General features: G+C 51.6%; 20 protein-coding genes. 13 read left to right on the plus strand and 7 right to left on the minus strand.

Annotated elements, in window-relative coordinates; genetic code table 11:
• The first annotated feature begins 8 nt into the window (after window positions 1-8).
• The 6 genes from tsaE to trxA all read left to right on the plus strand — a co-directional run bounded on the left by tsaE (window position 9) and on the right by trxA (window position 8,982).
• Window positions 9-452 carry a tRNA (adenosine(37)-N6)-threonylcarbamoyltransferase complex ATPase subunit type 1 TsaE gene (gene tsaE / locus HF685_RS01370; RefSeq protein WP_168817947.1) on the plus strand — a complete coding sequence of 148 codons (444 nt, stop codon included), beginning with the start codon at window positions 9-11 and terminating at the stop codon, window positions 450-452.
• Window positions 449-1,435, plus strand: coding sequence for an aminoglycoside phosphotransferase family protein (locus tag HF685_RS01375; RefSeq protein WP_168821092.1), 987 nt, complete (start codon window positions 449-451; stop codon window positions 1,433-1,435). Before tsaE ends, HF685_RS01375 begins: the two co-directional genes overlap by 4 nt.
• Entirely contained in the window at window positions 1,432-2,148 is a 717-nt protein-coding gene (locus tag HF685_RS01380; protein WP_343040069.1) for a nucleotidyltransferase family protein, read from the plus strand. Before HF685_RS01375 ends, HF685_RS01380 begins: the two co-directional genes overlap by 4 nt.
• Complete coding sequence (gene addB / locus HF685_RS01385) at window positions 2,141-5,131, plus strand: double-strand break repair protein AddB (protein WP_168817949.1); 2,991 nt, start codon at window positions 2,141-2,143, stop codon at window positions 5,129-5,131. The genes HF685_RS01380 and addB overlap by 8 nt, the downstream gene beginning before the upstream one ends.
• Window positions 5,128-8,580 carry a double-strand break repair helicase AddA gene (gene addA / locus HF685_RS01390; RefSeq protein WP_168817951.1) on the plus strand — a complete coding sequence of 1,151 codons (3,453 nt, stop codon included), beginning with the start codon at window positions 5,128-5,130 and terminating at the stop codon, window positions 8,578-8,580. Before addB ends, addA begins: the two co-directional genes overlap by 4 nt.
• A gap of 75 nt (window positions 8,581-8,655) precedes the next feature.
• On the plus strand, window positions 8,656-8,982 hold the full coding sequence (trxA, locus tag HF685_RS01395; RefSeq protein ID WP_168817953.1) for a thioredoxin TrxA: 327 nt from the start codon (window positions 8,656-8,658) through the stop codon (window positions 8,980-8,982).
• On the opposite strand, the gene HF685_RS01400 is transcribed toward trxA, so the two are convergent.
• Genes HF685_RS01400 through argJ form a run of 3 tightly spaced genes read right to left on the minus strand, consistent with a single transcriptional unit; the run spans window position 8,979 to window position 11,918 of the window.
• Window positions 8,979-9,791 carry an inositol monophosphatase family protein gene (locus HF685_RS01400; RefSeq protein WP_168817955.1) on the minus strand — a complete coding sequence of 271 codons (813 nt, stop codon included), beginning with the start codon at window positions 9,789-9,791 and terminating at the stop codon, window positions 8,979-8,981. The genes trxA and HF685_RS01400 overlap by 4 nt on opposite strands.
• Complete coding sequence (locus HF685_RS01405) at window positions 9,788-10,687, minus strand: glutathione S-transferase family protein (protein ID WP_168817957.1); 900 nt, start codon at window positions 10,685-10,687, stop codon at window positions 9,788-9,790. The genes HF685_RS01400 and HF685_RS01405 overlap by 4 nt, the downstream gene beginning before the upstream one ends.
• A gap of 1 nt (window position 10,688) precedes the next feature.
• On the minus strand, window positions 10,689-11,918 hold the full coding sequence (gene argJ, locus HF685_RS01410) for a bifunctional glutamate N-acetyltransferase/amino-acid acetyltransferase ArgJ (RefSeq protein ID WP_168817959.1): 1,230 nt from the start codon (window positions 11,916-11,918) through the stop codon (window positions 10,689-10,691).
• Window positions 11,919-11,976: 58 nt separating this feature from the next.
• Here argJ and HF685_RS01415 point away from each other — a divergent pair, with 58 nt between their 5' ends.
• From HF685_RS01415 to HF685_RS01425, 3 genes are all read left to right on the plus strand, one after another.
• The gene (locus HF685_RS01415) at window positions 11,977-12,303 is read left to right on the plus strand and encodes a hypothetical protein (RefSeq protein WP_168817961.1); all 327 of its coding nucleotides are present in this window, start codon (window positions 11,977-11,979) and stop codon (window positions 12,301-12,303) included.
• A 105-nt stretch (window positions 12,304-12,408) separates the two neighbouring features.
• Window positions 12,409-15,171, plus strand: coding sequence for a preprotein translocase subunit SecA (gene secA / locus HF685_RS01420; protein ID WP_168817963.1), 2,763 nt, complete (start codon window positions 12,409-12,411; stop codon window positions 15,169-15,171).
• Window positions 15,172-15,308: 137 nt separating this feature from the next.
• On the plus strand, window positions 15,309-16,064 hold the full coding sequence (locus HF685_RS01425; protein ID WP_168817965.1) for a sulfite exporter TauE/SafE family protein: 756 nt from the start codon (window positions 15,309-15,311) through the stop codon (window positions 16,062-16,064).
• 243 nt (window positions 16,065-16,307) lie between these two features.
• On the opposite strand, the gene HF685_RS01430 is transcribed toward HF685_RS01425, so the two are convergent.
• Entirely contained in the window at window positions 16,308-16,661 is a 354-nt protein-coding gene (locus tag HF685_RS01430) for a hypothetical protein (protein ID WP_211051286.1), read from the minus strand.
• A gap of 193 nt (window positions 16,662-16,854) precedes the next feature.
• On the opposite strand from HF685_RS01430, the gene HF685_RS01435 reads away from it, so the two are divergent.
• Window positions 16,855-17,430 (plus strand): hypothetical protein, encoded by a 576-nt coding sequence (locus tag HF685_RS01435; RefSeq protein WP_168817969.1) that lies wholly within the window; start codon window positions 16,855-16,857, stop codon window positions 17,428-17,430.
• A 22-nt stretch (window positions 17,431-17,452) separates the two neighbouring features.
• Here HF685_RS01435 and HF685_RS16490 read toward each other — a convergent pair whose 3' ends face one another.
• Both HF685_RS16490 and HF685_RS16495 read right to left on the minus strand, forming a co-directional pair.
• The gene (locus HF685_RS16490) at window positions 17,453-17,575 is read right to left on the minus strand and encodes a hypothetical protein (RefSeq protein ID WP_281352809.1); all 123 of its coding nucleotides are present in this window, start codon (window positions 17,573-17,575) and stop codon (window positions 17,453-17,455) included.
• Between the two features lie 30 nt (window positions 17,576-17,605).
• The gene (locus HF685_RS16495; protein ID WP_281352810.1) at window positions 17,606-17,728 is read right to left on the minus strand and encodes a hypothetical protein; all 123 of its coding nucleotides are present in this window, start codon (window positions 17,726-17,728) and stop codon (window positions 17,606-17,608) included.
• 212 nt (window positions 17,729-17,940) lie between these two features.
• Between HF685_RS16495 and HF685_RS01440 the strand changes: the two genes are divergently transcribed.
• From HF685_RS01440 to HF685_RS01450, 3 genes are all read left to right on the plus strand, one after another.
• On the plus strand, window positions 17,941-18,192 hold the full coding sequence (locus HF685_RS01440; protein ID WP_211051288.1) for a hypothetical protein: 252 nt from the start codon (window positions 17,941-17,943) through the stop codon (window positions 18,190-18,192).
• Between the two features lie 162 nt (window positions 18,193-18,354).
• Window positions 18,355-18,879 carry a hypothetical protein gene (locus HF685_RS01445; protein ID WP_168817973.1) on the plus strand — a complete coding sequence of 175 codons (525 nt, stop codon included), beginning with the start codon at window positions 18,355-18,357 and terminating at the stop codon, window positions 18,877-18,879.
• Between the two features lie 222 nt (window positions 18,880-19,101).
• Window positions 19,102-19,656 carry a hypothetical protein gene (locus tag HF685_RS01450; protein WP_168817975.1) on the plus strand — a complete coding sequence of 185 codons (555 nt, stop codon included), beginning with the start codon at window positions 19,102-19,104 and terminating at the stop codon, window positions 19,654-19,656.
• An 8-nt stretch (window positions 19,657-19,664) separates the two neighbouring features.
• On the opposite strand, the gene HF685_RS01455 is transcribed toward HF685_RS01450, so the two are convergent.
• The gene (locus tag HF685_RS01455) at window positions 19,665-20,450 is read right to left on the minus strand and encodes an SDR family NAD(P)-dependent oxidoreductase (RefSeq protein WP_168817977.1); all 786 of its coding nucleotides are present in this window, start codon (window positions 20,448-20,450) and stop codon (window positions 19,665-19,667) included.
• Window positions 20,451-20,586 lie beyond the last annotated feature (136 nt).

Here is a 20,586-nt window from a genome sequence, read left to right on the forward strand (position 1 = left end):
TGATACCAATGATAATAGATTCTGAAAAAGCGATGCTGGATTTGGGTGCTAATCTTGCCGATATCTTACAAATTGGTGATAAAGTTGCGCTGTCTGGAACGCTCGGTGCGGGTAAAACAACTTTTGCGAGAGGGCTAATGCGCGGTCTCGGGTTTGACGAAGAAGTACCAAGCCCGACATTTGCAATAGTGCAACAATATGAACCTCCCGAAACGCGACTGCCCGTTGCTCATGTCGATCTTTACCGGATAGAAGATACCGGTGACATTCGCGAACTGGGGCTTGGCGATGCTCTTGAATATGGCGCGCTAATCGCAGAATGGCCGGACCGGATGCCAGATGGCTTTTGGGATAATGGACTGCAAATCAAACTAGAGATAGAAACAGAAAAAACGCGGCGGTTGACTTGGACTGCCGGTCCCGCTTGGAAGAACCGATGGCCGATAACATGACACCGCCTGCAGAGGCAGAAACCTTTTTAAATGAAAACGGATGGGTGGGTGCCCAGGTTATGCCGGTTGCTGGAGATGCTTCGTTCCGCCGCTATTTCCGGGTTATTGATGGTGAACGCAAAGCCATATTGATGGATGCGCCGCCACCACACGAAGATCCGCGTCCGTTCATTGCGATTGCTGAATATCTTAAGGCGCAAGGCTTGGCGGCTCCGGTAATTTTTGCCAAAGATCTTGATCAGGGGTTGGTCTTGCTGGAAGATTTCGGCGATCATCGAATGCGCGAGCATCTAGATGAGTACCCCGAAGACGAACATAAAATTTATACGCAAACTGTTGATCTGATCAGGGGACTTCATGGCAAGCCAGCTGCGGCGCTTCCGTTCTATGATTGGGCGCAATATTCACGTGAAACTGGCCTGCTGACTGAGTGGTATTGCCCGGCGCAAAATCTTGATGTCGATGTTCAGGGCTTTGTTGATGCTTGGCAAAAGGTATTGCAGCCAGTGCTTGATACCCAAAGCTCGCCGGTAACGGTCATGCGAGATTACCATGCTGAGAACATCATGCTTCTTGATAATGGCGAGCTAGGGTTGCTGGATTTTCAGGACGCACTTACGGGCCATCCGGCTTATGATCTGGTATCTATGTTGCAAGATGCTCGCCGCGATGTATCTGATGAACTGGAAGCGGCGATGTTGGAATATTATCTCGACGGTCAAACCAGCGGAAATTCAGAAGTCTTCCGCAGCCATTATGCAATTCTAGGTGCGCAACGAAATACCAAGATAATCGGCATATTCACCCGCCTGTGCGTGCGTGATGGCAAACAACGGTATCTGAATTTTCTACCGCGTATGTGGGGTCTGCTGGAGAAGGACCTGCGACATCCCGATCTGGCGATCGTTGCCAAATGGTTCGACAAGAATATCCCGAATGAAGTGCGCAGTCGAAAAATTTCGGCGGAAAGGGCAAACGCGTGATCGCGGTTAAAACAGCAATGGTAATGGCTGCCGGATTAGGCACACGTATGCGGCCGTTGACGAATACGCGGCCAAAACCATTGGTTGAGGTCGCTGGAAAAGCGATGATTGATCATTGCTTCGACAAGCTCGAACAGGCCGGGGTGAGCACTGTCGTCGTCAACACCCATTATTTGCCTGACGCATTGGAATCGCATCTCGCATCTGCTGACTACCCATTTGAATTTCGCGTGTCGGATGAGCGCTTGCAACTGATGGAAACTGGTGGAGGATTGGTACAGGCGCAGCAACTGATTGACGAGGATATTTTCTTTAGCATCAATAGCGATAATCTGTGGACAGATGGCGCTGAAAATAGCTTTCAGCGGCTCGCTGATGACTGGAATGATAATCAAATGGACGGGCTATTACTGCTCGTACCGCGAGATTCGGCATATAACTATAACGGTGCCGGTGACTTTGAACTGGATGAAATGGGGCGCATTTCGCGACGAAAACCGGAAAGCCGAGCGCCGTATGTCTGGACCGGTATTCAGCTGTTATCGAAGCGTTTTCTACGCGATGCTCCCGAAGGACCGTTTTCGACCAACATATTGTGGGATCGCGCGATTGGAGAAGACCGCCTGTTTGGAATCGTCCATGACGGCGACTGGTTCGAAGTAGGGTCTCCGGACGCGATCGAACCCACCGAAAAAGCTTTGGCGAGTGCCTGAGCGGGCAAATCCAGCAGTTTATAATATCGCTGCTCATGGCGGTTTTGCGGACGCTCTGGCGCAGGGGCTAATTGATCGATTTGGTAAGGATCAATTCGGACTTGCACGGGGCCTGATCATCCTTCCTAACAATCGCGCACGGCGAGCGCTGCAGGAAGCCTTCGTCCGGCTAAGCGCCGATGGTTTGCTCTTGCCGCAAATGGCGGTGATTGGTGATTTGGAACTGGACGAGTCCATAGGTGTGGCGCTGGATAACGGAGAACTGGCGCTGGATATTCCGGCAGCGATTGATCCGCTCACGCGCATTTTGTCCATCGCCCGTTTGATTGAGACCGAAAGTGCCACCCGAAAAGAACCGAAACTCGCAAAAGATGCGCTGCGTTTGGCGCGGGAATTTGCACGCACGCTCGATCAACTAACCGTTGAAGAGCTGACACTCAAAAATTTGCTGGATATCGATGTGGAACCCGAGTTATCCGGCCACTGGCAGGACTCGCTGGCATTCTTTCGGATAATTGCGGAACGATGGGCAGCTCAGCTAGCCGCACTGGGATTGGTCGACGAGGCGATCCGGCGGAACCAGTTATTTGATGCAACGGCTGCTGCTTGGAAAATAACCCCGCCTCAAAATTTCGTAGTTGCAGCTGGAATCACCACCACGGCTCCGGCAATTGCCCGCCTGCTGAGGACTATTGCATTCATGCCGTCCGGGATGGTTGTTTTTCCCGATCTTGATATGGTGATGTCTGATGAAGAATGGTCTTTGCTTGGGCCGTTCAAACCTGATCCGGAAAGCGGCAAGACGAAGCCTGCTCAAGAAACGCATCCGCAATATCACATGAAATTACTACTCGATCGGATGTCGATAGCCCGTGCGGAAATTAATCGGTGGCCTCGCACCGGCGAGAGTGGTGCAGCGGCCAAGCGCAGCAAAGCGCTCAGTAATGCTTTTGCTATTCCGCAACTTACCGCGCTTTGGCAAGAACTGGATACTAACGAGCGTAGTCTCGCCGGAGTGCAAACCATCGAGGCGCGCAATAGTGCGGAGGAGGCTCAGATCGTGGCTCTGCTGGCGCGCGAGGCATTGGAAGAACCACAAAAGCGGGTTGCGATCATAACTCCGGATCGCACGCTGGCTGCACGGATTTCGGCTCACCTGTCGCGGTGGGAAATCAAGGCAGATGATACGGCGGGCCAACCGCTATCTAAGACTCCGGAAGGTGTGTTTTTCTTAGGCATGCTGTCGGCCATTGCCGAAGGATTTCCGCCAGCAAAGCTATTGGCTTTGCTCAAGCACCCCTTGGTCCAGTTCGGTGAGGCGCGACTGGAATGGCTCGAAAATGTCCGAAATCTGGATTTGCTACTCAGAGGACCGCGTCCTGCAACCGGACTTGAGGGCATTGATGCGTTGCTGAGCGACGATAATAGTCGAACCAGAACACTGCGGGAGAAAGTTAAGCCGTGGTGGAAGCCAACCCGGGCAATTTTTGAACCCAGCGATACTATTGCGAGCGGCAGTTTAAATTGGGCTGACATATTAGCCACAGTGCGAGGGCAGGCGGAGCGTCTCACGAATGGTCAAATATGGGCTGGGCCCGCCGGACGGGAACTGGCCGACATTTTCTCTGAATTGGAAGTGCGCGCTGATCTGGGTCCGCAGGCGATTAAGCCAGAAGAGCTGGAAGGGTATTTCGGATTATTTCTGGCCAATATTTCGGTGCGGCCAGCCTATGGCGGACATCCGCGCATCGCAATCTATGGACTGCTGGAAGCGCGGCTCCAGCAAGCGGATTTGACTATCTGTTGCGCGCTTAATGAAGGCAGCTGGCCGCAAGCAATTACGCCTGATCCCTGGCTCGCGCCAATGGTCCGCAAATCGCTGGGATTGCCAGCGCAAGAGCGGCAAATAGGATTGTCTGCACATGATCTGGTTGGCGCGATGGGCGCGAAAAATGTCATACTCACCCGCGCCAAGCGCGATGGTTCGGGTCCCACAATCGCATCCCGCTTCCTTTTGCGTTTGCGGGCCATGTGTGGCGATAATCTCAAAGAGCATCCGCTGGCTCTGCAATGGGCGGATGGGATTGACCGACCTGACGAGCAGATAGTCATCAAACAACCGGCGCCCGAGCCGAGCGCCGAACAACGCAATGTAGCTCTGTCCGTAACCCATGTTGATCGTCTGATAGCCGATCCATTTGCCTTTTATGCACACCGGATATTGCGCCTGCGCGCTCTGGAGATGGTGGATGCCGAGCCTAGCGCAGCGTGGCGTGGTACTGTCATTCACGATATGCTTGATAAATGGGCGAAAAAAGATGATTACGCGCCTGAAAAGCTGAAACTGCGCACAAAAGCTTTCCTCGCGGATAGATCCACCCATCCATTGGCTCGAACATTATGGGCACCTCGGTTGATGCAAGGTCTATTGTGGATTGCGGAAACTGTTGCCACAAACAGAGCGCAGGGGCGGGAACCGATTGCTTCGGAGACATTTGGTAGTGCTGAAATCGCCGGGGTGCGCCTATCTGGCATTGCGGACCGGATTGACCGGTTGCCGGATGGCGGATTGGCTGTGGTTGACTATAAAACTGGTGGGCCGCCGAGCAACAGAGCTGTTCATGAAGGCTTTAATCTCCAGCTCGGTTTACTCGGTGCGATAGCCGAAACCGGAGATTTTTGTGGCCTTTCGGGAGAAGCTAAAGGTTTTGAGTATTGGTCGCTGGCAAAAAAAGACGACGATTTTGGTTATGTCGCCAGCCCGACCAACCCCCGCTCAAAAGACAGGATCGAAGCAGATGCCATGGTCGATCATGCGGTCGCGCATTTCAATGAAGCGGTGGACAAATATATCCTTGGCAATGAACCAATGACCGCCAAACTCTATCCGGGATATGCGCCTTATGCGGACTATGACCAGCTGATGCGCCTTGAAGAATGGTATGGACGCGGCGACTTTTCCTTTGGTGACAGTGAAACATGAGCGCCAATACGCCATCGCTTCATTCGCTTGCAGACAAGCAGGCTGATGCCGTGGAGCCTGAAGACAATATCTGGCTGAGTGCGTCTGCTGGTACTGGCAAGACGCAAGTGCTCACAGCGCGTGTACTCCGGCTTTTGCTTCGCGAAGGCGTTCACGCGGAGCACATATTATGCCTGACATTCACGAAGGCCGGTGCTGCGGAGATGGCGGAACGGATCAATCAGCAACTCGCGGCATGGGTGCGTATGCCGGCAAAACAATTGCGTCTGGATCTTTTCGCAATCGGTGCATCTAACGATCCGGCGACTCAGGAACACGCGCGGACTTTATTCGCAAGGGTATTGGATGCGCGCGGCGGCGGGTTACGGATAATGACAATCCACAGCTTCTGCCAAACCTTGCTCGCCTCTTTCCCGGAAGAGGCCGGCATATCTGCGCTGTTCAAGCCAATTGAAGAGCGGGATCAGAAATTACTGGCGCGGCAAGCTCTGGGTGACCTGCTACTCGACGAGGAATCGAGTGGGCGAACTGAAATAATCGAAGCGATCCAGGCTTTAAGTGTTCGAATGGGCGAAGAGGCCACCGAAGCATTTCTTATGACTTGTGCGTCCAAAGCGGACGCAATGGAAAGTCTCCCTAGCGGCGCGTTACCCTTTGTTAGACGATTGTTGGGATTGCCGGTCGAGGCTTCTGCGGATGACTGGCTTGCAGAGCGGTGTTCCGACGCAAATATCGACAAAAACCAGATTGTTTCCTTGCAAAATGCAATGGCGGAATTTGGCGGTAAGAAGGAGCAGGAACGACAGCTGGTTATCCGTCAGTGGTTGGTGTTAAATGATCACGAACGCGGACAGGCCTTGGCAAGTGTTCACTACGCTTGGACGACCAAGACCACAGGCGCACCGCCTAAACCGACGAACGGATTGCTCAAGGCTTTCCCCCAATATGATGAGGTTTGCAGCGCGCTGATGATGTGGAGCAACGACCTGCTCGAAACAGCAACTCTATTTGAATATGCTGACCTGCTCGCTGGCGCTCTTAAGGCTGGGCAGGCTTTCCATTGCCGTTACTCCGATGCCAAAAAACTGCAAGGTGTTGTAGATTTTGATGATATGATTCGGATGACCGCCCAATTGCTGGCAAAAGGGGATATGGCAGAATGGATCCGCTACAAGCTGGATCAGCGTACCGATCACATATTGGTTGACGAGGCGCAGGATACAAATCTCGCGCAATGGGAAATCGTCCGCGCGCTGGCCGGAGAGTTTTTCTCCGGTATGGGAGCAAGCGCCGACAGGCTTCGGACGATGTTCACCGTGGGAGATTTCAAACAGGCAATTTTTGGATTCCAGGGTACTAGTCCGCATAACTACACCGCTGCTCGCGATGATTTCTTTGATCGCGCTAAGATGTCCGAGCGTCCATTCAATAATCTCTCGCTAGATCGCAGTTTCCGGACTACACCGCCTGTGCTGAAAGTTGTAGATGCAACGCTGAAGCATATAGGCGCCGAGCAATTGGGGTTGAAGGAAGATATTCCTCCCCATCGTAGCTTCTATGCAGGCAAGCCGGGGAGCGTGCGTCTGTGGCGCCCTATTTCGCATGGCGCCGTCGCAAATCCTGAAGATGAAGAGTCCTGGATTGAAGATGAGAAGCGCCTTTTTGCGCAGAAACTTGCGGTACAAATAAAAGAATGGCTTTCGGACGAAAATCCATTGTGGCTGGACCGCGAGAATAGAAGACTTGAGCCAAAAGACGTGATGATATTGGTCAGTAAACGGGATGACCTCAGCGCTTTGATTGTGGCCCGGTTGTTTGCCGAGCATGTGCCAGTTGCCGGAATTGACCGTATCAGGCTCAATCAACCGCTGGTGGTGCAGGATTTGCTCGCTGCCATACGCTTTGTTCTGCAGCCAAATGATGATCTCAATCTCGCCAGTTTGCTGGTCTCGCCGTTGCTGGGATGGTCGCAGGACAATTTACTCGCGCACGGTTACCGTGGTGAGGAACACAAAGATCAAAGCCTATGGGAATATTTGCGAGGGCAGGCCGATATTGCGGAAAAAATCCAGCTGCTACGCGATCTACTGAATATGGCGGATTATGTAACGCCTTACCAGTTTTTGGAAAATATATTGTCCGGCCCGATGCAAGGGCGCAAAAATCTGGTGGCAAGGTTGAGCCACGCGGCGATCGATCCAATGGACGAGTTGCTGAACACAGCCATCGCATTCGAGCAGGACCATATAATCACGCTTCAGGGCTTTCTGGACTGGTTTGATCGCGGTGATGTCGAAATCAAGCGAGATCAGATGGCGGGCGGCAACGAAGTGCGGTTGATGACAGTCCACGGTGCGAAGGGCCTTCAGGCACCCCTTGTGATCTTGGCCAATGCCACCTTTGATCCTGCGAACAAGCGCAGCGGTGGATTTTCGATCCCTGAACCTGACCTACCAGACGACGGAATCAGATATCCGGTGGTGCCAGTGCGCAAAGCGGAGCGCGTGGGTTTGCTAAATGCCTACGCAATAGTGGCAGATGCACGGGATATGGAAGAACATTGGCGGCTTCTTTATGTAGCCATGACACGGGCCGAAGAGCATTTGGTAATTGCTGGCACACTAGGCCCACAAGCGAGGGGCGAGGTGCCTGAAGCTAGCTGGTATGGCGCGGTTGAACGAGGTTTAATGGGGCTGGACTGCGAATTACAGGACGATGCCAACTGGATCCAACAGCGCATATTCTATGGTGATAATCTGCCGATTGAACGCGCCTCTGAACCGCTGGCTTCTTCTGGTATTCCCGCAACTACCAAGCCCGCACTACCGCCATGGGTGTTGGATGCCGCTCCCGAGGAAGCCCGACCGCCGAGACCGCTAACACCATCCGATCTTGGCCCGGATGATGCCTCGAATCCTCCACCCAATGAGGATATGCGTCAAGCTGCCGAGCGCGGTATCTTGCTGCATAGTTTGTTCCAGCGTCTGCCCGACATTCCAGCCAAGAAGCGCGAATTCGTAGCTGATCAATGGCTTGAACGACAGAAACGCATCGAAAACCAAACACAGCGGCAGGAATTGATCGAAACGGCTCTATCGGTTTTGAACGTTCCGGAATGGTCCGCACTCTTCAGTTCCGAAAGCCTTTCTGAGGCACCGATTGCGGCGGTTTTGGACGAGCATGTGATTTCCGGGACGGTGGACCGATTGCTGATTACGGATGACCGGATATATGTAGTGGATTTTAAAACTGCCCGCAGTGTGCCGCCATCCGCCGAAAAGGCACCGGTAGCCTATTTGCGCCAGATGGCCGCCTATGTCGCCGCTTTGGAGAAAATATTTCCCGGTCGCCCGATCAAGGCAGGCCTGCTCTACTCCCAAGGTCCCATCATGCTCGAACTCCCTTACGATCTTATTGACCAACACAAGCCCGGCTTTGAACGCCGATGAAAATCCTTTAGTGCACCGCGCTTGAGCATTGCCGTATCCTTTCCTAAATAGAGTTTGAACAAACGGAGATTCCCAATGGCTACCAAAGCAATTACTGACGAGAGTTTTGAAAATGACGTACTGAAGGCTGATGGCCCGGTATTGGTTGATTTCTGGGCAGAGTGGTGCGGACCTTGCAAGATGATTGGCCCTGCGCTCGAAGAAATTAGCGATGAGATGGGTGGTCAGGTCACCATCGCCAAGCTCAATATTGATGATAGCCCTGAAGCACCCGGAAAATACGGTGTTCGCGGCATTCCGACAATGATCTTGTTCCACAATGGTGAGCCGGTCCAAACCAAAGTTGGCGCCGCGCCGAAGAGCCAACTCAAATCCTGGCTGGAAGATAGCTTGCCCGCTTAAAGGTTAAAGATACCCCCGAGAAGCTTGGCGGCTTCATCCCAGAGTTTCGGCGATGAGGCCCCAAGCATTCCGGTTCTTTTGTCACCCGGAAGATAGTCTGTACCGTCCCATCGCGCTGCCTTGCCGCCAGCTTCGTTGAGAAACAGGACGCCAGCGGCGTGATCCCATGGCAACGTGCGTTCAAAAACGGAAATATGGTTGGTTCCTAACACCAGTCTTGGATATTGCTCGGCGGCGCAGCGGGGAATATCTACGATTTCATAATGCGGGGATGCAGCAGACAAGATTGCCTCGCGCTGATCTGACCTCATGAAGCCAGTTGCCAAAGCTGCTATTGGCTTTTTCTCTGGATCAGGCGCGGATTTTAACGGTAGACCGTTCACCGAGGCACCTGAATCTCTCGCGGCATAACACAGGCGTTCTGTAAGCGGATCGTAAAGCCAGCCCGCAACAGTTTGCCCCATTTCTACTAAGGCTATGATAATCCCGAACGGTGGTTTCCCCGCAGCGAAATTTCCCGTTCCATCGATGGGATCAATAACCCAAACCTGATCGGATAATAGCCGATCCAACACCGAAGGATCGGCAGCAGCGGCCTCTTCGCCCACAACCGCAGCATCAGGAAGCAGCTGTGACAATGCGTTGTCCAACATTTCCTCACTGAGCTTGTCCACAATGGTCACAAGGTCGCCTGGTGTTTTTTCCTCGATGTCGGATTTTTTCAAATTCTGGTAATATGGCAGAATGACTTTTTGCGTCACATCTCGCAATATAGTTTGAACTGACTGATTTAGGGCATCGATTTTCATGCAGGTGCTAAAATTTGGCCAAGGCGCGGGAAATGGACATGTAGTTTCCCAGCCGTATCATCAATGCGCTCAATCGTAATTTGGCGATTATTAAGACCAATAAGCGTGCCATTTACGGTTGCGGGATCTGGACTCTCGGTCCTCACGCTAACTTCATCTCCGGCGGAAAAACCATGTCCTGTTTCCACTTCATAGTCGCCAACTGGCTCGATATCCCGCCCTTGCGCAATCGCTTGTCTAGTCGTCCATTCTTCAAAATCACCATAGCCGATGCTATCAATCCGCCCGAACCACGCCGCGACCTGGGCCCCGAAATCGGAAGGTTTGCGTCCGGCGAAGCCCACAAAGCGGATGTTCATGTAAAGCATCAGGTCCGCATGTCCGGGCTGTTCCCCGCCAATATATTCTCGTCCGTCCGATAGAGCCTCAGCAACCAACTCTGCGCCGCTGTTAAATTGTCCAACCAGATGAGGAACCATCGGTAAAAATTTTTCGCGGTTCATGCCAAAACGTGTTGCGCGATCTTCCCAGAATGCTTCACTGACAATATTGGGATCGGTGCCCAATGCGGTCCCAACCGCCGGCATGAACCACAAGCCGCCGGACCATAAGGCTATCATCCGCCCGACAAATCCCAAAGGCTCGGGATAAAGACTGGGTTCGGGCTTTAGCATTTCGAGCGCGTCAACGATCACAGCAGTGTCGCAATAGATGTCAGCGCCAACCTGCAGCACGGGAATGCGCTCGTAGCCACCAGTGAGAGTACTGAGATCGGGCTTGGGACAAATGTCCGGCTGCGTTACAGACTTCCAGGAGAGCCCCTTTAGTCCCAGAGCCAGGCGCATTGCCTGCCCAAAAGGCGAGTTTTCGTAATGATGCAGGATAATTTCGGACATTCTAACTCCTGTAGTCGGCGTTAATACTAATATATCCGTGGGTCAGATCGCAGGTCCAAACGGTTGCCCGACCTTTGCCGATCCCCATATCGATGCTGATATCAATTTCGGCGCCTTGCAGATGGTTGGCCACTGGTTTTTCATCGTAATCCGGCACAACCAACCCATCTCTCGCAACTGTCACTCCGCCGAATGATATAGCGAGTTTATCCCGGTCTGCTGGTTCGCCAGCTTTGCCGATTGCCATGACGACCCGACCCCAGTTGGCATCTTCACCCGCAATCGCGGTTTTGACTAACGGAGAATTGGCAATGGAAAGCCCAATGCGTTTTGCGCTGTCATCGCTTTCGGCTCCAACCACTTGGATTTCTATGAATTTCGTTGCACCTTCTCCGTCGCGCACCACCAGATGCGCCAATTGCATGCAAATATCCTGCAAGGCGGCAGCAAATGCATCGGCACCTGCATCATTATAGGATGTCAGCGCAGGGGCTTCGGTTTGACCAGTGGCAAATACCAAAACCGTATCGCTGGTTGAGGTGTCGCTATCGACCGTAATGCAATTAAAACTCTTCGCGGTTGCGTCGATGAGCATTTTCTGAAGAAACACAGCGTCAACGGCTGCATCGGTAAAGATATAGCCCAGCATGGTTGCCATATCCGGCGCGATCATACCGGAGCCTTTAACTATAGCGTTCAAAGTTACCTTCTTACCGCCAACAATCGCACTGGTAGTCGCCATTTTCGGGAATGTATCGGTAGTCATTATCGTGGCGGCCGCTTCTTTCCAGCTACACGGTTCGGCATTGAAGGCGGCTTTCAATCCGGTTTCGGATTTGTCTTTGGGCAAAGGAACGCCAATGACACCAGTTGAGGAAACAAATATTTCCTTCTTGCTGCAATCGAGATGCTGGCTTGCCAAGTCCAATATCCGCTCCACCGCTTCCATGCCGCGCGCGCCGGTAAACGCGTTGGCGTTTCCTGCATTCACGACCAGCCCGCGAGCCTTTCCGTCAGACAGAGCCTCGCGGCACCATTCCACCTCGGTGGATGGGCACTTGCTCTGTGTCAGCACACCGGCCACGGTTGTGCCTTCAATCAACTCGACAAAGGTGAGGTCGCAACGGTCCCAATCCTTGTATTGTGCGCGCGCAACGCGGCATGTGACGCCTTTGATATCGGGCAGTTCGATCGACTGTGTTGGGGCCAGCGGCGAAATATTGTCTGACACTTAACTTGCCTTTATCTATTGTTTTGTTAGAACGCGATCAATGACCGGTGCCTCGTCCATGAACGCATATATTGCAAGTTTTATGTTGCTGCTTTTCAATGCAGTAGGCTTTGCTGTGCCGACTGCTGCCGCTGCACAAGAACGCATGGCTACCGGCGTGTCAACTTCAGCCGAAGTTGCTGATGCAGACTCGTTGGAACGATGTAAAACGACCAAATTGAGCGGCATAGAATTTTCTGGCCATCGGTTTTGTGGAATGGCCTTTGGCGATCGTTTGACACTTCTGGCGGCGGTTGAGAATCGCAACGCTGCGCCTTACTGGGCTTTAGCAGCCGTTCACGCCGAAACAGGCGATAAACTGGAACATGTTGAGGGCGCGCCCTAGCACTGCCTTCCGTCTTGCGAGCATTGATCTGCAAGACAGCTTCCCTAAATTTACCTTATTCCCGGCATCAATGATGCCTGCAAATTCTATATATCGGAAAATACCATGCTCGGCGGATTAGCCAAATCAATATTCGGGTCAGCAAACGACCGTTACGTCAAGTCCATGCAAAAGGTGGTCGATCAGATTGCCGCATTTGAAAGCGAAATTGAGCCGCTTACGGATGAAGAACTGGCCGCTAAGACGCCTTATTTTCGCGAACGTGTAGCGAACGGCGAAACCCTGGACGACATTTTGCCAGAAGCCTTTGCTGTCGTGCGCGAAGCGGCGAAGCGCACATTGGGCCAGCGGCACTATGACGTGCAGATGATTGGCGGGATCGTGCTGCATCGCGGCGAAATCGCTGAAATGCGCACCGGTGAGGGAAAAACACTGGTTGCGACATTGGCATGCTATCTCAACGCTATCGAAGGCAAGGGTGTTCATGTTGTCACGGTAAACGATTATCTCGCGCGCCGTGATGGCGAGTGGATGAGCCAAGTTTATAATTTCCTTGGTATGAGCCTGGGTACGATTGTACCGAATATGGGTGAAGCGGCGCGGCGCGAAGCCTATGCTGCAGACATTACCTATGGCACAAATAACGAATTTGGTTTCGATTATTTGCGCGACAATATGAAACATGAGCGTGATCAAATGGTCCAGCGCCCGTTTAACTTCGCAATCGTCGATGAGGTGGACTCGATCCTGATCGATGAAGCGCGAACGCCTCTTATTATTTCCGGTCCAACCGACGATAAGTCCGAGCTCTATATTTCGGTTAATGAAATTGTTCAGCACATCACCGAAGAGGACTACGAGAAAGACGAAAAATCCCGCAATATATCGCTAACGGAAGACGGTACTGAAAAGGCTGAGCGATTGCTTGAAGAGGCTGGATTGCTCGAAGGCAGCAATCTCTACGACTACGAGAACACGCAAGTCGTCCATCATTTGAATCAGGCCTTAATGGCTAATGTGATGCGTAAGCGCGATACCGATTATATCATCAAGTACGACGAGAAAAAAGGTCACGACACCGTCGTTATCATTGATGAATTTACCGGTCGTATGATGGAAGGACGGCGCTGGTCTAATGGCTTGCATCAGGCAGTTGAAGCCAAAGAAGGTGTAAAAATAGAGCCTGAAAACCAGACCATGGCATCGATCACATTCCAGAATTATTTCAGGATGTATCCAAAACTCTCTGGCATGACCGGAACAGCGGCAACCGAGGCACCGGAATTTTTCGAAATCTACAAAATGAATGTCGTCACGATCCCTACGAACAAGCCTATCTTGCGGGAAGACGAGAATGACGAATTTTACAAAAATACACTCGATAAGTTCGCTGCTATCGCCAAGAAAATCAAGGAACATAGCGACAAGGGCCAGCCAGTGCTGGTCGGTACCGTTTCTATTGAGAAATCGGAATTACTCTCGGATTTCCTGAAGAAAGAAGACGTCGTGCATAGCGTTTTGAATGCCCGTTTTCACGAGCAGGAAGCCCGCATTGTCGCACAAGCCGGTTCTCCTGGCGCGGTTACCATCGCTACCAACATGGCAGGGCGTGGTACTGATATCCAGCTCGGTGGTAATATCGATTTCCGGATTGAGGACGAGCTTAGTGAAATGGACGATGGTCCCGAGAAAGACAAAGCCATCGCTAAGATTGAGGAAGAAGTAAGGGCCTTGCGCGAAGAAGTGCGTGCTGCCGGCGGTTTGTTTGTGCTGGGTACGGAACGCCACGAGAGCCGGCGTATCGATAACCAGTTGCGCGGACGTTCTGGTCGTCAGGGTGATCCGGGTCTCAGTCGCTTTTATCTGTGTCTTGAAGATGATCTTCTGCGGATTTTTGGCACCGAGACAATGTTTGCCAAAATGATGAACAAAAACCTGGAAGACGGTGAGGCAATTGGTGGCAAGTGGCTCTCCAAAGCGATTGAAACAGCGCAGAAAAAAGTTGAAGCGCGAAACTATGAAGCGCGTAAGCAGGTCGTCGAATATGATGACGTTATGAACGACCAGCGGAAGGTGATTTACGAGCAACGTTCGGAAATCATGGATGCGGAAACGGTTGGTGACGTGGTTGAAGATATGCGCCACGAAACGGTCAATGCGATCGTCGCTGACGCCTGTCCTCCTGGTAGTTACCCCGAACAATGGAATATCGACCAACTCAAGGAGCGAGTGGAAGAAGTATTGGCGTTGAAACCGGATATCGATAAATGGATGCAAGAGGACACGCTCGATCCGGAAATCATCGAAACGCGTATTTCCGAAATGGCAGATGCCGATTTTGAAGCCAAAAAAGCCGACGTTGATGCAAATAATCCCGGTGTTTGGGAACAGATCGAAAAATCCATTCTACTTGAGTTACTCGATCATCACTGGAAAGAGCATCTGGCGACACTAGATGCGCTGCGCCAGGTGGTGTTCCTGCGCGCTTATGCGCAGAAGAAGCCGCTGGATGAGTATAAGCAAGAGTCTTTCGGCCTGTTTGAGCGGATGCTGGAAGTCATCCGCGAAGGCGTTACAAAAACTATCGCGGTGAGCCAATTCCATCAGCAGGAAGAGTTGCAAGTCCCGGAGCTGCCAGAGCTTCCCGATTTCCTGACCACCCATATCGATCCGCTGACCGGTGAAGATAACAGCAATGATATTGATGGCGGTACCTTGGGTACGGTATCCACTGCCTTGCCTCCGCGTCAGTCCGGTGTGTTGGATAATCCAACTCGCGGGGTTAGCGGGGAAGAAAAGGTCAGTCGCAACGCTCCTTGTCCCTGTGGTTCTGGCAGGAAATATAAACATTGCCACGGCAAATATTGAACTATTATACCAATCTGTTGTAATGACGGGACGTAGAAATGAGTAGTTTTAGAAGCAAAATGAGAGCGTTAGTTATTGCCGACTTTCATTTCTTTGCGAAGGACTGACCGCAAAGTAATTGAATAAAGGGATTGCTGATGCCTTGGCTAGTGCTGCTTTTCTTTCTGACAGCGGCGCTATACGCCTCGGTTGGATTTGGAGGTGGATCAACTTATATTGCGCTTCTCGCGCTCGCAGATATCGATTATCGCGCCCTGCCGATTATTGCGCTCATCTGCAATATAATCGTGGTCACCGGCGGAACTCTGCGGTTCCATTTGCGTGGCTTGATCAATTGGCAACGGATTTGGCCGATATTGACGCTGTCTGTTCCCGCGGCATGGCTCGGCGGGCGTATCGCAATAGACAAAGACAATTTTCTGGTCTTGCTTGGCCTGTCTCTCGCAGTCGCTGCTGTTCTGCTGTGGGTCGAGCCTTTGATAAAACGGACCCGGCAAAGCGTAAGTGAAAACCACTGGACCAAGCACAGCTTTTTTGCGCTTGCCGCTGGCGTCGGCATCGGTTTCCTGTCGGGCATGGTTGGCATTGGTGGCGGCATATTTCTTGCGCCCATCCTCCTGCTGACCCATTGGTCGGACAGCCGCCGGATAGCCGCAACCGCCAGCATTTTTATTCTCGTCAACTCGGTCGGCGGATTGGCCGGGCAGTTGATGAAATCAGGATGGGGCGAGGGGAATGCCGCCATCATAGCCTATTGGCCGCTGTTTCTGGGTGTGCTGATAGGCGGACAAATTGGCAGTTTTCTGGCAAGCCAAACACTGCCGGAGATATGGATCAGGCGATTAACGGCCTTATTAATTCTATATGTTGCGGTACGAATTTTATGGGTTTGACGGCCAGGCAGGGCGAGAGGGAAGGCGATGACCTATTATGTCAAGCGCCGCTTTGTCCCGTTTACCTGTTCTTAAACAGCCGTGCCTTAATCGTCAGAAAATGTTCACGCCATCCAACCTTTTTCTTGGCGATTGCGTAGTTTACAAACCCACTAACGAGGGACGCAGAACGCCTTTATTTGATTGTAATGGCATGTAAATATTCAAGTTTGTTACGCTGCTGTAATAATCCCGGACTACGGCTTAACCTCGCCGCCATTCTCTCCAAAATACCACCGCCAGACACGCGCCCAGCACAGCGAGATCGACCACTGCCCAAACTGGATTAGTTTGCAGGCTTACGAACGCGCCAGCTCCCGCAATGATCGCCCAAACTGCAAATAGCTTTCGTCCGCCGTCCAAGCCTTTAATGAGGCCAATTCCCGAAGCGAAGAGCAGCATGGGCAGGAGGTTAAGCACAACCATGCTCAATTGCGGCGCCAATCCAGCGAGGTTTAGCCATTGTGAAGGTGGCGGTATCGGGATGGGTAGCGGCAAAAAGCTCAATGATGCATGCGCAATCGCGCCCCAGCCAATCCATATTCTATATTTTGGCACGTTCAATTGGATCGGTACTCCCTTGTTAAGCGCTAGATATGTCACGGGTAAACCGATCGCACCAGTCCCGAAGAGTTTAACAATATGGCCTTGTCTGTTACCAATCAGCTTGAGACTTTTGCCCTCAAACTAACTCCAAAATGAGTCTATCTCCCACTACCATCCGTCAATTCTTTTCTCTAAGATCAAGCACATGAAACATAATACCTCATCGGCGATCTTTGGAGCCCTGGCCGTGCTCGCTCTTTCGTTAACGGCGACAGCCGCTGCTCAGGACAATGTCTTGGAAAATATTCCAGGTGCCAAAGGCAAGATGCCGACTATCGCGGATCATCCGGATATGGGGCAGTTATTTGGAATGCAATGGATGGCGTGGAGTGACGGCGATGAGGCCGCGCTGGATTTCGGTGCGCCTGAGACGGACAACCGTTTATGGTCGATGCGCTGCGACCGGCCCGCTAATGGCGAAGTGCGGATTGTTCACCAGATTGAAGCGAGTTTAAAGGATATGGGGGCAGGGGACCGCTTCGGGTTCACTATCCGGGTGGATGAAGGCCAGTCGCTTGGGTTTATCGCAAGAATGGAACTGACGGATGGCGAGGGTGGCAAATATTATACGCCGCGATTTTATACGTCCAATCGGCATTCCGTGTTTGAAGCACTGGCGAAGGGAGAGCGAGCGTTTATGAACTTAAGCGACAATAAGTTCAGCGTGCATTTGAAGGGATCGGGCGAGGCGATAAAGAAATTTCTTCGCGCGTGTACTTGACCAACGGCCACTAACCGCCTTTTCAGGCGATCAGCGAACCGATTTGTGTAGTAGCCGGGCCGACGCTAACACTGACGAAAATGACGGCAGAGATCACGGCTGCGAGTGCAGCGGTTATCTGGCTTTTGATATTGAGGTTCAACATGATGGGTTCCTTTGGATGTATTGGTTTATATTAAACGAAAAGAGCAGCTGCGTTATTTGCAGCAGGAGCAACAGTGGCGCCTACGAAAATCGCAGCTGAGAAAAGAGCAGCAAAAGCGGCAACAACTTGGTTCTGGAGGTTTACGTTGGTCATTTTTAAATTCCTTCTGGTTAAATTTGGCCTCCGCCGTTTGTTAGCGAAGATATCAGTAGCAGTGCATAGGGTGTGCCAGTTTTGATATTATATTTTATATCAGTGACTTAACTTAATATCGCGATTAATGGGATATTAATGAAAGCCACTAATTGGGAAATATGACCAACTATTAGAATGTTGTTTCCGGAGATATTGCAAGGCGCGTGACAATGCACTGCTACGCTTCGTTAACGATGGCCTGCTATGAATATGAAATGTTTGGACCGCGTCTCAATAAGGTATTTGCCAGCCGCCTGAATGCGCTGTGGTGGTCAGCCATGGTACTGATGACAGCATATTGTGTAGCTGCCGATCCACCAGCGCACATTGACGGTGTCGGCGGGGCAGAGCCAGCCAAAGCAGAAAAGAACACCGGCAACTCTGGCGATCCTTGGGCCAAGGTTATGAAAGATAGGAAATAGACCTTACTTAAATCTGTCGATTCAGTCGAATAATGTTACGACTTGGTCGAATATCATCTCTCGCAGCGCCACGTCATTGTTACATGATCCCAAGGTTTTTGATGGCTAGGGAACAATATGCGCAAGAGTTGTGGGATCACATTATTGGTGATGGCGTCGGTTATGAGCACAGCGGCAGTAGCGACCGCGCCGGAATGGCAAATGTCCACACCAATGGATACCGTAGCACCACCAGTCGAGCAACTGCGGCATGCGATCGGCGAATGGATGGTCGAGACTGATTTTATCGGACCGGACGGAAAAATCCAGGGCACTCTGGAAGGTCACTATAAGTTTAAATGGGTCGTGCCCGACAAAATTGTTTCCGGTGTTTCGGAAATTCCGGCGATGAAGCAGATATCGGCCATATTATTTTTCCACAGACCAGCAAGCAGGGAGATTGAAATGTCTTCGGTCGGGCCGGACGGTAAATTATGGCGGATGATCGGCCCCGAGGATAGCGAAACACGGACTACGTCCAATCAAACAATGCCGGATGGCAGTACATTAATGCTGCGATTTACCCGGCACAGCGTCACGCCAGATAGCTTTGGTTCAACTATGGAACTATCCACCGATAGCGGGGAGACCTGGCGGATCGGAAATCAGCAGAGGTTTGTGAGGGCAGTCAATTCACCATCCGAATGAAGCCATCATTTTGGTTGCGATTTATATTGTGTTGCCAATAATTCGGCTTATAATTTGTCAATGAAAAAGACCGCTAAATATCTGGTGTGTTTGACCTTTCTGAGTTTCGGTACGGTATCTCTGGCACAAACCAGTTCACAGCCTAGTAAAGCTGCTGCGTCGCCAGTCGTGAAAACAATTCAGACTCCGCAACAGGTCTCGAAAAGGGCCAGTGCCAAAAAAATGACTCAGGCTCAAGGCACTTCTGCAAGCAAGGATTATCAGCCGCAATTGGCGATGTTCCCGGATGCGGGGCAGGCTTTTAATATGAGATGGACCTATTCAGACAAAGGCCAACCGAGTGTAGTCTATGGATCACCCAATACCGACAATGTCATGTGGCAGTTTTCATGCGGCCGAAAACCTAATATTATTTCGCAGAATCAGAAAGTTGCACCGGTCTTTCCTGTTACAGGGATAATAAATGCAACCACGACCGACTTGCGTCCGGAGGACCAGTTCGGATTTACGGTGCGGGTGGACAATGGTGCATCACAAGGATTGCTCGGGCAGCTGGGGTCAACGCAGATAGGGAATGACGATTTTTATATGCCAAATCTGGTGCTTGATGCAAATAATCCGCTATTTGAAAAGCTGGCCAATGGAAAACGAGCCTTCCTCAAAATCGACGGTAACCGCTTTTCTATCGATCTGACCGGATCACTTGAACCGATTCGTCAGTTTGTGTCGGCTTGCAAAGCCAAGATTACCAGTGCGGTTCCGGCAAGCCCAAAATAGATTTGATGTTAATATTGTGCGGTACCGCCATCCACGCTGAGCGCTGTACCCGTAATCCCGGAACCGGCATCGGAAGCTAGCAACAGCGCCATCGCCGCGATTTCCTCGACCGTATTCGGGCGTTTCAAGGCGCTTTCCTGTGAGAACATGGTGATCATCTCGTCAAACGTCATGCCTAGGCCCGATGCTGTTGCAGGGCCGCCATTTTTGATGATGTCGGTAATCACCAACCCCGGGCAAATCGCATTGACTGTGATACCCATTGTGCCGACCTCTTGCGCGACGGACTTGGTCATACCGATAATGCCGTGCTTGGCGACAGTATAGGGAGCAAAGGTTGGCTTACCCATTTTCCCTTCGGTTGAAGATATATTGATAACGCGGCCCGATTTTTGGGCGATCATGGTTTTGAGCGCTCGTCGGGTCGCCCAGAACGTGGAATAGATATTCCATTTCATTGTTTCGTCGAAGGCCTTGTCGGTTAGGTCGACAAGTGGCGCAAGATCGCTGGCACCGCCGGCATTATTGACAAGAATATCAATGGTGCCGAATTGGGCAACTGTCGCATCGATAAATCCTTCAACGGAATTTTGATCCATGACATCACCTGCAACGAATATCGCGCGGCCGTTGCCATGCCGCGTATTCATTTCCTCGGTAATTTTCGCGCCGTTATCCGGATTGCGTGCCATAATCGCAACATTGGCACCTTCTGCCAGATAAGCCTCGGCGATGCCGCGGCCAATGCCTGCTGTTCCACCCGTTATCGCGGCTGTTTTACCTTCAAGTTGCACGTCCGTCTCCCAATTTCTCCTTACGAAGCTATGCAACCTAGTGCTGAGGAGCAATGACTTAAAACGCTAGGACATCATGAATAATTTCAGTTTGTTCATAAAAAGAGCTTTGAACATGAACCTAAGATAAAACCCA

Source organism: Parasphingorhabdus halotolerans, assembly GCF_012516475.1.
In the GTDB taxonomy this organism is placed as follows: domain Bacteria; phylum Pseudomonadota; class Alphaproteobacteria; order Sphingomonadales; family Sphingomonadaceae; genus Parasphingorhabdus; species Parasphingorhabdus halotolerans.

What these genes read in the sequence shown, in the direction of transcription:
- HF685_RS01445 (WP_168817973.1), top strand. Translation starts at nt 18,355, where the DNA reads ATGAGCACAGCGGCAGTAGCGACCGCGCCGGAATGGCAAATGTCCACA.
- HF685_RS01375 (WP_168821092.1), top strand. Translation starts at nt 449, where the DNA reads ATGACACCGCCTGCAGAGGCAGAAACCTTTTTAAATGAAAACGGATGG.
- HF685_RS01400 (WP_168817955.1), bottom strand. Translation starts at nt 9,791, where the DNA reads ATGAAAATCGATGCCCTAAATCAGTCAGTTCAAACTATATTGCGAGAT.
- trxA (WP_168817953.1), top strand. Translation starts at nt 8,656, where the DNA reads ATGGCTACCAAAGCAATTACTGACGAGAGTTTTGAAAATGACGTACTG.
- HF685_RS16495 (WP_281352810.1), bottom strand. Translation starts at nt 17,728, where the DNA reads ATGACCAACGTAAACCTCCAGAACCAAGTTGTTGCCGCTTTTGCTGCT.
- tsaE (WP_168817947.1), top strand. Translation starts at nt 9, where the DNA reads ATGATAATAGATTCTGAAAAAGCGATGCTGGATTTGGGTGCTAATCTT.
- HF685_RS01450 (WP_168817975.1), top strand. Translation starts at nt 19,102, where the DNA reads ATGACTCAGGCTCAAGGCACTTCTGCAAGCAAGGATTATCAGCCGCAA.
- HF685_RS01415 (WP_168817961.1), top strand. Translation starts at nt 11,977, where the DNA reads ATGAACGCATATATTGCAAGTTTTATGTTGCTGCTTTTCAATGCAGTA.
- HF685_RS16490 (WP_281352809.1), bottom strand. Translation starts at nt 17,575, where the DNA reads ATGTTGAACCTCAATATCAAAAGCCAGATAACCGCTGCACTCGCAGCC.
- HF685_RS01440 (WP_211051288.1), top strand. Translation starts at nt 17,941, where the DNA reads ATGCACTGCTACGCTTCGTTAACGATGGCCTGCTATGAATATGAAATG.
- HF685_RS01425 (WP_168817965.1), top strand. Translation starts at nt 15,309, where the DNA reads ATGCCTTGGCTAGTGCTGCTTTTCTTTCTGACAGCGGCGCTATACGCC.
- HF685_RS01435 (WP_168817969.1), top strand. Translation starts at nt 16,855, where the DNA reads ATGAAACATAATACCTCATCGGCGATCTTTGGAGCCCTGGCCGTGCTC.
- addA (WP_168817951.1), top strand. Translation starts at nt 5,128, where the DNA reads ATGAGCGCCAATACGCCATCGCTTCATTCGCTTGCAGACAAGCAGGCT.
- HF685_RS01405 (WP_168817957.1), bottom strand. Translation starts at nt 10,687, where the DNA reads ATGTCCGAAATTATCCTGCATCATTACGAAAACTCGCCTTTTGGGCAG.
- secA (WP_168817963.1), top strand. Translation starts at nt 12,409, where the DNA reads ATGCTCGGCGGATTAGCCAAATCAATATTCGGGTCAGCAAACGACCGT.